The sequence below is a fragment of the Actinoplanes solisilvae genome, assembly GCF_003999975.1.
Classification (GTDB): domain Bacteria; phylum Actinomycetota; class Actinomycetes; order Mycobacteriales; family Micromonosporaceae; genus Actinoplanes; species Actinoplanes solisilvae.
The window spans coordinates 525,308-538,728 of sequence record NZ_RJAC01000002.1 but is presented as its reverse complement, the minus strand read 5'-3'; the positions used below and the strand labels follow the sequence as shown (position 1 = coordinate 538,728).

The 13,421-nt window shown below is 69.5% G+C and carries 13 protein-coding genes and 2 pseudogenes; 5 read left to right on the top strand and 10 right to left on the bottom strand.

Annotated elements, in window-relative coordinates; translation table 11 throughout:
* Nucleotides 1-204 (bottom strand): DNA-binding protein, encoded by a 204-nt coding sequence (locus EER30_RS09460; protein ID WP_240669912.1) that lies wholly within the window; start codon nt 202-204, stop codon nt 1-3.
* An 80-nt stretch (nt 205-284) separates the two neighbouring features.
* On the opposite strand from EER30_RS09460, the gene EER30_RS09455 reads away from it, so the two are divergent.
* The 3 genes and pseudogenes from EER30_RS09455 to EER30_RS09445 all read left to right on the top strand — a co-directional run.
* Nucleotides 285-533: a hypothetical protein gene (locus EER30_RS09455; RefSeq protein WP_240669911.1), complete on the top strand. Its 249-nt coding sequence runs from the start codon at nt 285-287 to the stop codon at nt 531-533.
* A gap of 78 nt (nt 534-611) precedes the next feature.
* Nucleotides 612-1,022, top strand: a complete 411-nt coding sequence (locus EER30_RS09450; protein ID WP_127499943.1) for a hypothetical protein — start codon at nt 612-614, stop codon at nt 1,020-1,022.
* Between the two features lie 27 nt (nt 1,023-1,049).
* Nucleotides 1,050-1,199 (top strand): annotated as a pseudogene (locus EER30_RS09445) (SAM-dependent methyltransferase); the annotation flags it as partial.
* Nucleotides 1,200-1,392: 193 nt separating this feature from the next.
* On the opposite strand, the gene EER30_RS09440 reads toward EER30_RS09445, so the two are convergent.
* The 8 genes and pseudogenes from EER30_RS09440 to ahcY form a co-directional block, all read right to left on the bottom strand.
* A complete protein-coding gene (locus EER30_RS09440) occupies nt 1,393-2,970 on the bottom strand; it encodes an ABC transporter permease (protein WP_127499942.1) in 1,578 nt (525 codons plus the stop codon).
* Complete coding sequence (locus EER30_RS09435) at nt 2,967-3,860, bottom strand: ABC transporter ATP-binding protein (RefSeq protein WP_127499941.1); 894 nt, start codon at nt 3,858-3,860, stop codon at nt 2,967-2,969. Before EER30_RS09435 ends, EER30_RS09440 begins: the two co-directional genes overlap by 4 nt.
* Complete coding sequence (locus EER30_RS49585; protein ID WP_127499940.1) at nt 3,857-4,468, bottom strand: TetR/AcrR family transcriptional regulator; 612 nt, start codon at nt 4,466-4,468, stop codon at nt 3,857-3,859. Before EER30_RS49585 ends, EER30_RS09435 begins: the two co-directional genes overlap by 4 nt.
* A 219-nt stretch (nt 4,469-4,687) precedes the next feature.
* Nucleotides 4,688-5,366 (bottom strand): annotated as a pseudogene (locus EER30_RS09425) (class I SAM-dependent methyltransferase).
* Between the two features lie 146 nt (nt 5,367-5,512).
* Nucleotides 5,513-5,884, bottom strand: coding sequence for a hypothetical protein (locus EER30_RS09420; protein ID WP_127499939.1), 372 nt, complete (start codon nt 5,882-5,884; stop codon nt 5,513-5,515).
* A 261-nt stretch (nt 5,885-6,145) separates the two neighbouring features.
* Nucleotides 6,146-6,844 carry a hypothetical protein gene (locus EER30_RS09415; protein WP_127499938.1) on the bottom strand — a complete coding sequence of 233 codons (699 nt, stop codon included), beginning with the start codon at nt 6,842-6,844 and terminating at the stop codon, nt 6,146-6,148.
* A gap of 57 nt (nt 6,845-6,901) precedes the next feature.
* Nucleotides 6,902-8,539 carry a Na+/H+ antiporter gene (locus EER30_RS09410; RefSeq protein ID WP_127499937.1) on the bottom strand — a complete coding sequence of 546 codons (1,638 nt, stop codon included), beginning with the start codon at nt 8,537-8,539 and terminating at the stop codon, nt 6,902-6,904.
* A gap of 57 nt (nt 8,540-8,596) precedes the next feature.
* Complete coding sequence (gene ahcY / locus EER30_RS09405; RefSeq protein ID WP_205650150.1) at nt 8,597-10,072, bottom strand: adenosylhomocysteinase; 1,476 nt, start codon at nt 10,070-10,072, stop codon at nt 8,597-8,599.
* Between the two features lie 207 nt (nt 10,073-10,279).
* Between ahcY and EER30_RS09400 the strand changes: the two genes are divergently transcribed.
* Entirely contained in the window at nt 10,280-11,188 is a 909-nt protein-coding gene (locus EER30_RS09400; RefSeq protein WP_164842268.1) for a hypothetical protein, read from the top strand.
* Between the two features lie 91 nt (nt 11,189-11,279).
* Complete coding sequence (locus EER30_RS09395; RefSeq protein WP_127499936.1) at nt 11,280-12,200, top strand: LacI family DNA-binding transcriptional regulator; 921 nt, start codon at nt 11,280-11,282, stop codon at nt 12,198-12,200.
* Here the strand turns inward: EER30_RS09395 and EER30_RS09390 are convergent.
* On the bottom strand, nt 12,197-13,417 hold the full coding sequence (locus EER30_RS09390; protein WP_240669910.1) for an EAL and HDOD domain-containing protein: 1,221 nt from the start codon (nt 13,415-13,417) through the stop codon (nt 12,197-12,199). The two genes, EER30_RS09395 and EER30_RS09390, sit on opposite strands and share 4 nt — an antisense overlap.
* Nucleotides 13,418-13,421 lie beyond the last annotated feature (4 nt).

The following is a 13,421-nucleotide window of genomic DNA, read 5'->3' as shown; positions in this document are numbered from 1 at the left end:
CTAAGCGTCTAGCTCAGGGCGGTTGGCCTTGATCCACGCCTCGACGTCTTCGACGCGCCACACCTTGAGCTGGCCCGGTCCCCAGTCCTCGAAAGGCTCGGGGAAGCCTTTCCGTCCGGCGATGGTCGCGGCGTACTGGCGGGTGACACCGCCGAGCCGGACAGCGATGTCTCCGGTCGTGAAGAGGCGCCCTTTGAGTCCCACAACTACAGACGTTATGACGCCCCGGAATTGGCACACGCAGTGTGCCTCCAGAGGTTACGTATGACAACTGCATCCGTAAGATGGACGACATGACGCAAAGCGGATCGAAGCTCGCTCGTGATGCTGACGGCGAGCCCGAAATCGAGGAACCGGGCGAGATCAGCCTGATGGGCGTAGTCGAGGTGCGAGCCCGACTCGGCGTCACGACGGGGGAGTTCGGCAGCCTCAGCCTGGACGCCTCCTTCCCGGAACCCGTAGCTGATCTCGACTCGGGCCGGATCTGGCTGACCGAGGATGTCGAAGCCTGGATATCTACGCATTTTCGATGAGCGACATGCTGGCCTGATACCACCGCGAGGTTGCATGACGACTGTCGGGCGCTGCGAGCGGTTCCCTATGGTCACCGCATGAGGATCACGCTGCGAGCTCTGACGGACGTTGATGTCGCGGCGCACATCGCCGGCAAGGATGAGCAGACCGTTCGTTGGCTGACCAGCGCCTGCGGCTCCGCCGAGGCGACGGCCGCCCACTTCGACAGCCTGGCCGACAACGCTCGCGCTGAGCGCGGCAAGCGAGGATTCGGCGTGTGCGCCGGTGATCGCCTCGCCGGAAACGTCGACTGCGACCCGGACGTCATGGATGGCCTGAAACCCGGCGACGTCAACATCAACCCTGTTCTTACGGCCCAAGCCACCCGTCTTACCCCTCCGGCGCGAGGTTGTGTCGCCCTGCTCTTCCGGGTGGGTGGGCAAGCTGGGGGACGTAGCTTCCGGATCCGTGCCGCTGCCCATATGAACCGGTGCAGTTTGTCTTGCTAGCCGCTCGGATGGCTGGGTGTGGCCGCAGCCGCCAGCCAGCTGCGGCGGGAGGCGCACATCCCGCTGCAGCTGATCAGCGACGAGGCGTATGCGGCAGGGGTAGCGCGGCTGGCTGAGGCCGCACGCGCACAGGGCGGGCCGGTCGTCGATGCTCTGGACCTGCTGGTGTTGCGGTGATCTGATCCGCTGTGCCAGCGTCGGCGAGACGGCTCGCGAACGCCCCGCCGGCTGGTCTTTCGGGCGCAACCACTCACGCAGGTCGCCGTGGTGGGGTGAGTGGTTTGGGCGCGCCAGCGCCCTGCTCACCCCGCCGCGGCCCTCGGCGGGAGCGACGGTCGGTAACCACCCACCCCGCTGCGACGTCTTGCTCTTAATCGGGGATGTTGCGTCGGCGCAGGCCTGCGATTCCCGCTGCGGTCAGCGCCGCGGCCACCACGGTCAGCGTCACCAGCGGGGTGGCCGAGATGTCGCCACCGGGCAGGTGGGGGACGTGGGTGAACGGGGAGAGGTCGAGGATCCACTGGTCGAGTTGGAGGGTCTGGCCGACGAGCAGGATCAGCAGGCACAGGGCGGGCGCGGCCCAGGCCACCGCGGACAGGCGCGGCAGCAGACCGAACGCCAGCACGGCGAGGGCGGCCAGCACCCACACCGCCGGTAGTTGCACGAGCGTACCGGCCAGAATCGTGCCCAGATCGCCCTGTGGATAAGCCAGTCCGGTGGCCAGGCCCGCGGCGGCGAGAACCACGGCCGGGCCCAGCAGGGCGAAGAGCAGGTGGGTGCCGGCCCACGTGTAGCGGGAGACGGCCGTGGTCAAGACTGCTTCGGCGTGGCCGGATTGTTCCTCGTCGCGCAGGCGCAGCGTGGCCTGGACGGCGTAGCAGGCGGCGATCAGGCCGAGGATGCCCGCGGTGCCGGCGAAGTAGCTGTCCACAAGGGCCTCGGAGCCGCCGAGGCGGGCGAAGATGTCGCTCAGGCCCTGGTTCTCCGAGGCGATGTCGAGGACGCTGCCGCCGACGCCACCGAAGATGAGACCGAGCAGGGCGAAGCCGATCGTCCAGCCGAGCAGCAGGCCGCGGTGCAGTCGCCAGGCCAGCGCGAACGGGGTGCTGAGCCCGGCGGACGCGGAGGCCGGGCCGAGCCGTGCGGGGAGCAGGCCGGCGCCGAAGTCGCGGCGGGTCAGCAGCACGGCGGCCACAGCGGAAGTCCCGGCTGAGAACACGATCGCGAGGACCGCGGGCCACCAGTTGTTGGCGCCGTACGGGAAGAGGTGCTGCACCCATCCGATCGGGGAGAGCCAGCTCAGCCACGAGAGCGCGCCGTCGCTGAGGGCCGAGGTGTCGCCGCCGACGCGCAGCACGAAAGCCACGCCGAGCGCGAGCAGGCCGATCGAGCGGGCGCTGCGGGCACTGCTGGTGAGCTGGGCCGCGATCGCGCCGACGCCCGCGAACGCCCAGCCGGTCAGGGCCATCTCGGCGCCGAAGGCCAGCGAACCCTCGACCGGCATTCCCTGCCCGACCATCGCGGCGGTCAGCACGGCCCCGAGCACGAGGCTCGCCCCAGCCGTCGTCAGAAGAGCGGCGGCGAGCTGGGCGTGACGCCCGACCGCGGCCGCGCCGACCAGCTCGGTGCGGCCGGACTCCTCATCGGCGCGCGTGTGCCGCACGACCGTGAGCACGGCACACAGCGCGACCAGAACGGGAAGGAAACCTGCCCGCCAGGCCACCAGCTCGCCGAGGGACGAGCCCTCCAGCGGACCGTAGAGCGTGACAAAACCGGCGTTGGTGGCGCTGACGCGGGCGTAGTCGAGCCGCTCGGCGACGGTCGGGAAGAGCCCCTCGAACGACGCCACATAGCCCGCCGGAACCAGCCCGAGCAGCACCGCCCACAGGGGCAGGATCACGCGGTCGCGGCGGAGGATCAGCCGGACCAGACTGCCGACGCCGGTCATCGCTCGTCCTTCTGGTACTGCCGCAGGAACAGCTCCTCGAGCGACGGAGGCTGGCTGACCAGGCTGCGCACCCCGACCGTCACGAGCTTGCGCAGGGCGGGTTCGAGCGCGTCGGTGTCGACGTCGAAGCGCACCCGGTCGTGGTCGAGCTGGAAGTCGTGCACGCCGGCGAGCGTCGCCAGCCCGTCGGGCGGCCCGGACAGCTCGGCCTGAATGGTCGTGCGGGTCAGGTGGCGCATGTCGGCGAGCGTGCCCGTCTCGACCGTACGCCCCTCCCGGATGATCGTGAGCCGGTCGCACAGGGCCTCGACCTCGGCCAGGATGTGGCTCGACAACAGCACGGTACGGTCGCCGCGGCGCTTCTCCTCGCCGATGACCTCGCGGAACACCTCTTCCATCAGCGGATCGAGACCCGAGGTCGGCTCGTCGAGAATCAACAGCTCCACATCGGACGACAGCGCGGCGATCAGCGCGACCTTCTGCCGGTTGCCCTTCGAATAGGTGCGGCCCTTCTTGCGCGGGTCGAGCTCGAACCGATCCAGCAGCTCGGCCTTGCGCTTCGGGTCGAGACCGCCGCGCAGCCGCCCGAGCAGGTCGATCACCTCGCCGCCGGTCAGGTTCGGCCACAGCGTCACGTCGCCCGGCACGTAGGCGAGCCGCCGGTGCAGCGCGGTCGCCTCGGCCCACGGGTCGCCGCCGAGCAGCCGCACGCTGCCGCGGTGGCTGCGCATCAGCCCGAGCAGGATGCGGATCGTCGTCGTCTTGCCGGCCCCGTTCGGCCCGAGAAACCCGTGCACCTCGCCGGTCTCGACGTGCAGCTCGAGCCCGTCCAGGGCGGTGACCTTGCCGAACCGTTTGACGAGCCCGGTGGCATCGATGGCCTCGGTCATGACGCGTCCTCTCCCGCCTCGGCGGCGAGTCGATCAAGAGCAGCCCGCGCCTGCAGGGCCTGCTCCGGGGTGATGAGGGGTTGCGAGAAGAGATCAAGAGACGCCTGGAGCATGCGGGCCCACGCGGCCGGCTCGGTGACATCAGCACCCAGAGCCCGCGACATCAGATCACGCATCGTGAACATCGACATTTTCATCACGCTCAGCACAGCCACGAACGCGCGCGGGTCGGCGACCTTGAGATCGGTGGTGGCCAGCCACTGCTCGCCGTATTCGAGCATGCGGTCGAAGATGGCGGCACCGGTCGGCGAGCCGTCCATCGTGGAGCGGATCAGGTATCGCTGCAGCAACATGACGCGAGGGGTGAGGCCGTCGAGCGTGCGGAAGTCGGTGAACCGCCCGCTGATCTTCGTCAGCTCACTCAACGCCCACTCGTCACACGCGTCCCGCAGGCCCTCCTTGGACCCGAAGTGGTGACGTAACAGCCCCGACGAGACGCCGGCCTCCTGCGCGATGTCACGGACAGTGGCGCCATCAACGCCACGCTCAGCAAACAGCTTGATCGCCGCATCCCGAATGCGCGCACGAGCCGTCAGATCGCTACTCACGCGTGCAGCCTACTACACAAGCGTGTAGCCGGAGTGTCAATTTTTAGATCAAGGTCGATGTCGTAGCGGGGTGGTGGGTGCAGACCGTCGCTCCCGCCGAGGGCCGCGGCGGGCCGAGCAGGGCGCCGGCGCGCCCAGAACGCTCACCCCACCACGGCGACCTGCGTGAGTGGTTGCGCCCGAGAGACCTGTCGACACTGTTCGCGAGTCCCCACGCCATCAGCGCAGGACCAGCAGGTCCAGAGCATCGACGACCGGCCCGCCCTGTGCGCGTGCGGCCTCAGCCAGCCGCGCTACCCCTGCCGCATACGCCTCGTCGCTGATCAGCTGCAGCGGGATGTGCGCCTCCCGCCGCAGCTGGCTGGCGGCCGCGGCCACCGACGGGGCGGACACCTGCGAAACGGGTTCGCAGCCCGCGGTCGCGAACCCCGCCGTGGCGAATGCGGCCTCGACGCCGGCGATGCTCGGATAGCTGTCGAGCACCGCAACCGCCTCCGGAAACCAGCGGAACAGGCTGATCGCTTCCTGCCGCCCCGCGAACGCCGACCGGATCAGCAGAGGTGCACCCGGTTTCAGCACCCGCCGGATCTCCCGAGCGGCTGCCTCCAGGTCGGCAACGTGGTGAATGACGGTGGACAGCCAGACTCCGTCAAGGCTCGCGTCCGTGAAAGGGATGTCCTCGGCGGTTCCCGGCAGAACCGCCGGAACACGGCACGTTCGCGCATCGCGACAGAGGGCTCCACGCCAAGACGTCTACATCGGGCCACCAGGCGCTGAACGCCCTCGACCAACTTCCGGTGCCGCATCCAAGATCGAGCAGGCGCGCACCGGGGTGGGGGTCGAAGTACCTGCTGATCGCCGCACGCCAGGTGGCGAGGTTGTAGACCCGCTCCGGCACGGCGCGTGTCGGCGCTGTTCAGAGTTATCGCCCAGCATGCCGAGATCCGGAAGGCGCCGCTGCGGCCACCCGGGGGTTGATCGCGGCCCGATCGAATTGTGGCCCGGCTGCCCAGCTTCGGGTCTCCGTGATTCGCCGCGGTTCGTTCAGAAGATTTCGCGCTGTCCCGGGTGAGGGGTGGGCGGGTCTGGTGGGGGAAGAAGGTCCACTGCCGCGGCGGCGAGTCGATCGATCGTGTCGACCGGCATTCCGAAGGAGATGTGCCACATCTCGTCGTCCGGGCCGATCAGGGCGGACACCGTGTTGTTGTCCTTGTTGATGCACCAGTGGACCGGCATTCCGCGGGCGTCGCCGATCTGCAGCGACCGACGCGCGGACCAGTCAGCCTCACGGATCGACCTCAGCCGGGCGAGCTCGCTCAGATGAGCCCAGAAATGGAACTCCCAGGACGGCGCCGACAGCATCACCACGACGACGGCGGGGTCATCCCCGTCCGAATCGATCGACACGCTCACCACGCGCGCAGCATGGCATCGATCGCTGGGCCGGCCGCGCGTGGCCCCGGGATTCGACAGTCAGTGGCGCCGAGCGGCTCGGGACAGGCCCAGGAACACAAATGGGGGCAACCAGCGCCTACCGCTAGCCTGCCCACCCACCCGGGAGAGAGGTGCGAATCTACGCCGGGCCGGGTGGGTGGGAGAGGTTGTCCACAGGTCGGAAAAGCGTCAGTGCTGGGATCCGAAGGTGGTGCGGGCTCGCTCAGCGCCGGCTCGGAAGGTTCAGCGCAGGGACTTGAGCGTGGTGCGGGCTTCCTTCGCGGCGGTGCGGATCGGTTCGAGTGAGGCGCGCAGGGCCTTGGCATCGGGGCCGGGCTTCAGGGCCAGCAGGGTGTCGACCTGGCCGGTCAGGGACTTCTCGACGGCGTCGAGTTTGGCCTGGTCGATGTTCTTGCGGTCGCGGAGTTTGGCTACGGCGGCCAGTTCGGTGTCGATGGCCGCGGCCAGGCGCACCTTGGGGGCGGTCAGGACGAAGACTCGGTAGTCGACGACGATGCTGCGGGCCGTGTCCTTGCCGGTCTTGTCGCGCAGGGCGGTCAGGCCGGTGGTCTGGTCGGCGATCAGCTTCTTCAGGGTGTCGCGGTGGGCGGGCTGGAGGTGCTTGGCCTTGTCGACGGCGGCGTCGAAGCGCTTCAAGGCCGTCAGGCGGCGGTCAACCCGCTCGGCCACGGATTTCGCGGGGCGCTTGGCCGTCGCCGCGGTCTCCTGAGAGGTCGTGCCCTCGGCGTTCACGTCCTTGGCCGGCGGGTCGGTGCGCAGGTCGTCGGCCAGGTCGGCGGGGTCGGTGTTCTCGCCGATCTGCTGGTCGGCCGAGACGAGCAGGGCGTCGACGGCCGCGACCGAGGGGCCCGGCTGGGCGGCGCACGCCCCGCCCGCGAGGAGGAAGCCGGTGAGCGCGAGGGAAGCGAGGGTTCGTCTCATGGCGCTCAGAGTTCCGGTCGCGGGTCAGAGGAGTGCTCGCCGTTTGTAAGAGTTGTGTCAGGAGCGGTCCGGCAGGAGGCGTTCCTCGTGGTCGAGTTCGCGTTCCAGGGTGCGCAGGCCCTCGTCGTTCAGGTTGCCGGCGTCGCGCCAGCGCAGCAGCTCCTCGCGCTGGGCCTCGATCACCATGCGGCGCACCATGAGCGCGGCCTCGTACTGCGGGGACGTGGGGATCTCGTCCGAGTCGGCCTTCTCGAGCAGGTCGAGGCGGCGGCGGTAGCGTTCGAGCCGCACCTCGAGCTGCCTGCGCATGCTTTCGATGGCCTGGTCCTCGACGTTGTCGTGCTTCTCGTCCCGGATGTCGTCGAGCCGGTCGATGGCCGCCTGCACCGACGCCGAGCGGGCCTCGTTGCGTTCGCGGGCCTCGTCGGTCTTGTTGGCGCGCAGCCCGAGCCAGCGCACCAGCGGCGCGAAGGTCAGGCCCTGGCCGAGCAGGGTCACCAGCACGACCACGAAGGCGCAGAAGTGCAGCAGGTCACGGTGCGGCACCGACGCGGGCAGCGTGAAGATCGCCGCGAGGCTGATCACGCCGCGGGTGCCGGCCCAGCTCAGCGCCGTGACCTCGCGGCCGGTGAGGGCCTTCTCGGGGTCGCGGCGGGGGCCGCTGGACGCGTCGGCCTCGACCTCGCCACCGAGTCGCAGGTGCAGCGAGCGGGGGAGGAGCTGGGTGAGGATGAGCCAGACCGGGCGCAGCACCAGCGTCACCCCGACCGTCACGCCGACGGCGGTGAGGATCGTGCTCATGCTGTAGTTGCTGAGCTCGTCGACCACGGTCGGCAACTGCTGGCCGATCAGCAGGAAGACGAAGCCTTCGAGCAGGAAGTCGACCAGCCGCCACACCGCGCCGGTCTGCAGGCGGCTCGCGGCCACGCTGTGCCGGGACGAGTCGTGCCCGATGATCAGGCCGGCGACCACCACGGCCAGCACGCCGGAGACGTGTACCGACTCGGCGAAGACGTACGCGGCCAGGGGTGTGGCCAGCGAGATGGCGTTCGCGGTCAGCGGGTCCTTGCGCAGCGGGCGCAGGTAGCGCACGACGTAGGCCACCACCACGCCGGCGATCACCCCGCCGATCGCCGCGATGAAGAACTGCGCGGTCGCGGACGGTACGGAGAAACCGCCGCCCTCGGCCGCCGCGATCGCGACGGTCAGGATCGTCAGCGCCGTCGCGTCGTTGAGCAGGCCCTCGCCCTGGATCAGGGTGATCAGCTTGCCGGGCAGGCCGGCCCGGCGGCCGACGGCGAGCGCGGCGACCGGGTCGGGCGGGGCCACGGCCGCGCCCAGGGCCACGCCGGCCGCGAGGGTCGCGCCGCCCACCCAGAGGTCGATGCCATAGCCGATGAGCAGTGCGGTGGCCAGCACCAGCAGCACCGACAGGCTGATGACGGTGCGGGCGTGGCGCCGGATGTCGAGCAGCGAGGAGTCCAGCGCCGCGCTGTAGAGCAGCGGCGGGATCACGTACGTCAGGATCAGCTCGGGTTCGAGCTCAAGGTTGGGTCCCGGCAGCAGCGCATAGGTGATGCCGGCGATCGTCAGCAGCGCGGCGGCGGGTAGCCCCGTCTTCTCGGCGATCCACCTCATGGCCACGATCAGCGCGACGGCGGCCAGAACGAAGAGCAGTGTTTCCTCAACGTGCACGAAACCATCTTTCCCCGCCCGGCCCCGCCGAAGAGGCCGGGCGGGGAAAGCGATTTGTCAGTAGCGGTAGTGCTCGGGCTTGTAGGGCCCATCGATGTCGACGCCGAGGTATTCCGCCTGCTTCTTGGTGAGCGTGGTCAGGCGTACGCCCAGCGCGTCGAGGTGGAGCCGGGCCACCTTCTCATCCAAGTGTTTCGGGAGGACGAACACCTGCTTCTCGTACTCGCCGGGCTTGGTCCAGAGCTCGATCTGGGCCATCACCTGGTTGGTGAAGGAGTTCGACATGACGAAGCTGGGGTGGCCGGTGGCGTTGCCCAGGTTCATCAGGCGACCCTCGGAGAGCACGATCACGGAGTGCCCGTCAGGGAAGCGCCACTCGTGCACCTGCGGCTTGATCTCGACCTTCTCGACGCCCGGGATCTTGGCCAGACCGGCCATGTCGATCTCGTCGTCGAAGTGGCCGACGTTGCCGACGATGGCGTTGTGCTTCATCTTGGCCAGGTCGCCGGCCGTGATGATGTCGGTGCCACCGGTGGTGGTGATGAAGATGTCGGCCTGGTCGACCACGTCTTCGAGCCGGACGACCTGCATGCCGTCCATCGCCGCCTGCAGCGCGCAGATCGGGTCGACCTCGGTCACGACGACGCGAGCGCCCTGGCCGCGCAGCGTCTCGGCCGAGCCCTTACCGACGTCGCCGTAGCCGCAGACCACGGCCAGCTTGCCGCCCAGCATCACGTCGGTAGCCCGGTTCAGGCCGTCGACCAGCGAGTGGCGGATGCCGTACTTGTTGTCGAACTTGCTCTTGGTGACCGCGTCGTTGACGTTGATCGCCGGGAAGAGCAGGGTGCCTTCCTTGGCCAGCTTGTAGAGCCGCGCCACACCGGTGGTCGTCTCCTCGGTGACGCCGCGGATCTCGGCCGCGATGCGGGTGAACCGCTGCGGGTCGGAGGCCAGGCTCGCGCGCAGGGTCTCGAGGATGATGCTGTATTCGTGGTTGTCGTCCTCGGTGGTCGCCGGGACCGCGCCGGCCGCCTCGAACTCGACACCCTTGTGCACGAGCAGGGTGGCGTCGCCGCCGTCGTCGAGGATCATGTTGGGGCCGAGGCCGTTGCCGAAGTCGAAGAGCTGGGTGGTCGCCCACCAGTAATCCTCGAGCGTCTCGCCCTTCCAGGCGAAGACCGGGACACCCTCGGGCTTGTCGGCGGTGCCGTTGGGGCCGAGGACGACCGCGGCGGCCGCCTCGTCCTGCGTCGAGAAGATGTTGCAGGAGACCCAGCGGACCTGCGCGCCGAGCGCGACCAGGGTCTCGATCAGCACAGCGGTCTGCACGGTCATGTGCAGCGAGCCGGCGATGCGAGCGCCCTTGAGCGGTTGGCTGGCGCCGAACTCCTCGCGCAGGGACATCAGGCCGGGCATCTCGTGCTCGGCGAGGCGCAGCTGGTGGCGACCGGCCTCGGCCAGCGAGATGTCGGCGACCGCGAACTCGACCCCGTTGGCGGTGGTCAGGCGGCTTTTGCCAAGATCAGAAATCACGAGGGCTCCTCCCTCATCAGGAGGCGCCCTTGAAGTCAGGAACCCGGGCCGAGCGTGGCGGAGACGGCACTAACCGATCTCCGTCGCAGCGCCTCTCGACGCGGGCAGGTAATACCTTAACCCGAACCAGTATCTTCTGGTTCCGTTGTGTGACTCGACCGGCAGCCGCCGCCCCCGCCCCTCTGTCGTGAGGAAAATCCCCCGGTCATGAGGCTCCGCACCCAGTTCACTCTCATCGTCACCGCCCTCGTCGCCCTGATCGTGGTGCTGGCTGGGCTGCTCATCGTCGTGCGCATCGACCACCGCGACCGGGCCGAGCTCGATCGCGTCCTCGCCGCGCGCACCGAACAGGTGCGGACGGCGGCCACCAAGAACGGCTCGCTCCCGACCGACGGGACGTACGCGGTCCGCCTGATCAACAAGGGTGAGCTGCGCAAACAGGTCGGCACGTCGGCCGGCTTCCCGGTGCAGGTGAAGGACGGCTACTCGACGGTCAGCGCGGGCGACGACGAGTGGCGTTCGCTGGCCGAGACGCTGACGACCGGCGCCCAGCTCCAGATTTTGATCAGCCTGGCCGCCCTGGAGGAGCAACACAGCGATAACGTGCTGGTCGTGAATCTGCTGGTGCTGCTCGCGGCCGTGCTCAGCGCGGCCGGCGTCTGGTTCGCGACGGGTCTCGTGCTGCGTCCGTTCCAGCGGTTGCTGACCGCCGCGCGCGGCCTCGACCCGGCCGATCCGGCGCAGCGGCTGCCCGAGGTGAAGAGCCCGCGCGAGGTGGCCGAGCTGACCACGACGCTCAACGGTCTGCTCGATCGGGCCCGGGCCGAGGCGAAGCCGGTCCCAGCGCCGAGAGAGCCGGTTCCGACGATGGAGATCCGCGCCATCGCACCGCCGCCACCAGTGGCAGTGCCAGAGCCAGTTCCAGCGCCGGTCCCGGTGCCGGTGCCGGAACGGAAGCCGGCCCCCGATCTGGGCCCGAGCCTCGCTGACCTGGGCACCCAGCTCGATCAGCTCCTCGATCACCCCGACATGCCGGCCACCCAGCGCCACCTCATCCTGGCCCAGATGGCCGACGAGCACCGCCGCATGGTGGCCCTGGTGGACGGTGACGCGTGACCAGTCACGCGATGGACTGACCACACATCAAAGTCCTTCCATAAGACCTCAGGAACCGCTCATTCTGTGACGGAGGCCGGAGGAGGCGCGCGTGGAACATCCGTACCGGATTCGCGAGATCGCCGCCCAGGCCGGCCTCAGCCACGCCACCGTGGACCGCGTCCTGCACCACCGGGGAGGCGTACGGGAAAGCACCGTCCGCGCCGTCCACCAGGCGATAGCCGCCCTGGACCACCAGCGTTCGAGTCCGCCCCTGCCCGCCCGCACGTTCACCGTGGACGTGATCGTCCACGACCCCGTCCGCGTCGAGAGGGCGCTGCGCGCCGAACTGTCCGGCCTGCGCCCGGCGGTGATCCGTCCCCGTTTCCGTCCCGCCGCCGACGCGATCCGAGAGCTGGGCCGAACCCGTACCCAGGCCGTGATTCTGCAGGCCCCGGAGACTCCCGAGCTGATCGAGGCCGTGGGCCGTCTGGAGATCCCTGTGATCACTTTCGGCACCGACCTTCCCGCCAGCAAGCGGGTGGCCCACGTCGGGCCCGACGACGCCGAGGCCGGAGCCACCGCCGCCTACCTGGTCGACCAGTGGCTGGCCGATCGGGCCGGCGACGTTCTGGTGGTCGGGTCAGCCGGGCCGCGCGTCGCCGGTTTCCGGGCTGAGCTGCGCAATCGCGCCCCGAACCGGCGCGTGCTGGCCACCGGGCGGGTCCGCGAGGAACTGGCCGTCAACCCGTCGATCCGCGCCGTCTACACGCCCGAGGGTGGCCGCACCGCAGCCGTGACCGCCGCCTTCCGGGAGGCGCATCGCAACTACGACGTGTTCGTGGCCCACGACCTCGACGACGAGAACGCCGGCCTGCTGCGGGAAGGTCACCTCTCGGCGGTGCTGCACCACGACCTGCGGGCCGGTCTGCGCGAGGCCTGCCTGGCGATCCTGCAGTCGTTGGGCGCCGTGCCCGGCCCGGTGCGCTGTGCCACCTCACCGGTCCGCATCGTGACGCCGTTGAACCTCTAGGCGGCCGGCACGCGGTTCGAGGCGTCGAAGGCGCGCGTCGACCAGCGGACCGCGTCCATGTACTGCCCAACCAGGTCGAACGTGCCGAGATCCCCCTTCTCGTACGAGTTCACCGCGCTCAGCACCTGCCCGAGGCGCCCGCTGCCGTCGGTGAGGGCCGCCGCGACCGCCGGGGCCAGCGGGAACTGCTCGGTCATGGTGGCCTGCGGGATGCCCAGAATCTCGGCCACGCCGGTGATCATGCCGGCCATGAACGCCGCGTCGGGCGCCGCCCCGAACCACTGGGCGACGTTCTCGCAGAGCCGCGCCCGGGTCAGCACGCCGATCATGTGTTCCTCGGCTGCCCCGCCGACGTCGTCGAGCACCATCAGCATCGCCCACTGGCGAATGTGCTTGAGCCCCACCATCACCACGGCCTGCCGCACCGACGAGACCCGGTTGGCGTGCCCGGCGGCCACCGAGTTGCTGGCCCGCAGCACGCGCAGGGACAGCGCCGGGTCGCTTGCGATGATCGAGACGATGCGCGGCATGTCGGCGTCCGGGGCGCTGAGCGCGGTGACCAGTTCGAGGCGGCGCAGGCGGGACGGCGAGAGACTGGCCGCCGTCAGCACCTGAGGACGGCTCAGGGCGTACCCCTGCCGCAGTTCCATGCCGTAGCGGTCGGCCAGCGCGAGCTGTTCCTCGGTCTCGAGCCGCTCGGCCACGATCTGGATGTTCGGGTACTCGCGGATGGCCGCGACCACCTCGTCGAGGTTGCCCAGTTCCCCGTCGAGAAGATCGAGTTTCACGTACGAGGCCAGGCCGAACAACTGCTCATGCCCGGAACCCCAGACGAAGTCGTCCAGGGCGATCCGATAGCCGGCCTCGGCGAGACGGGTGATGCCGGCGATCACGTCGTCGTCCAGCTCGACCGTCTCGAGCACCTCCAGCACCACCTGCGACGGGCCGAAGGGCAGCGGGATCTCACCGGACAGGAACTCGCGGGTCAGGTTGATGAAGCAGAGCCGGTCGCCGGCCACCTCGCGGATGCCGAACTCGGTGAACGCGTTGATCATGACGTTGCTGGTGGCGTAGGCGTCCTGCCGGCCCGCCGCCACCGCCTCCATGTCCCCGCGGAAGAGCAGTTCATAGGCGACTACGTCACCGCGCGCATCGAAGATCGGCTGGCGCCCCACGTGCACGAGCTGGGTGCCGGACTCTGACCTCGATGGTTTCACGCGC

Excerpts from the sequence above, each read along its gene's own strand:
- EER30_RS09455 (WP_240669911.1), top strand. The coding sequence starts at position 285 with ATGGACGACATGACGCAAAGCGGATCGAAGCTCGCTCGTGATGCTGAC.
- EER30_RS09450 (WP_127499943.1), top strand. The coding sequence starts at position 612 with ATGAGGATCACGCTGCGAGCTCTGACGGACGTTGATGTCGCGGCGCAC.
- EER30_RS09440 (WP_127499942.1), bottom strand. The coding sequence starts at position 2,970 with ATGACCGGCGTCGGCAGTCTGGTCCGGCTGATCCTCCGCCGCGACCGC.
- EER30_RS09435 (WP_127499941.1), bottom strand. The coding sequence starts at position 3,860 with ATGACCGAGGCCATCGATGCCACCGGGCTCGTCAAACGGTTCGGCAAG.
- EER30_RS09415 (WP_127499938.1), bottom strand. The coding sequence starts at position 6,844 with ATGAGACGAACCCTCGCTTCCCTCGCGCTCACCGGCTTCCTCCTCGCG.
- EER30_RS09400 (WP_164842268.1), top strand. The coding sequence starts at position 10,280 with ATGAGGCTCCGCACCCAGTTCACTCTCATCGTCACCGCCCTCGTCGCC.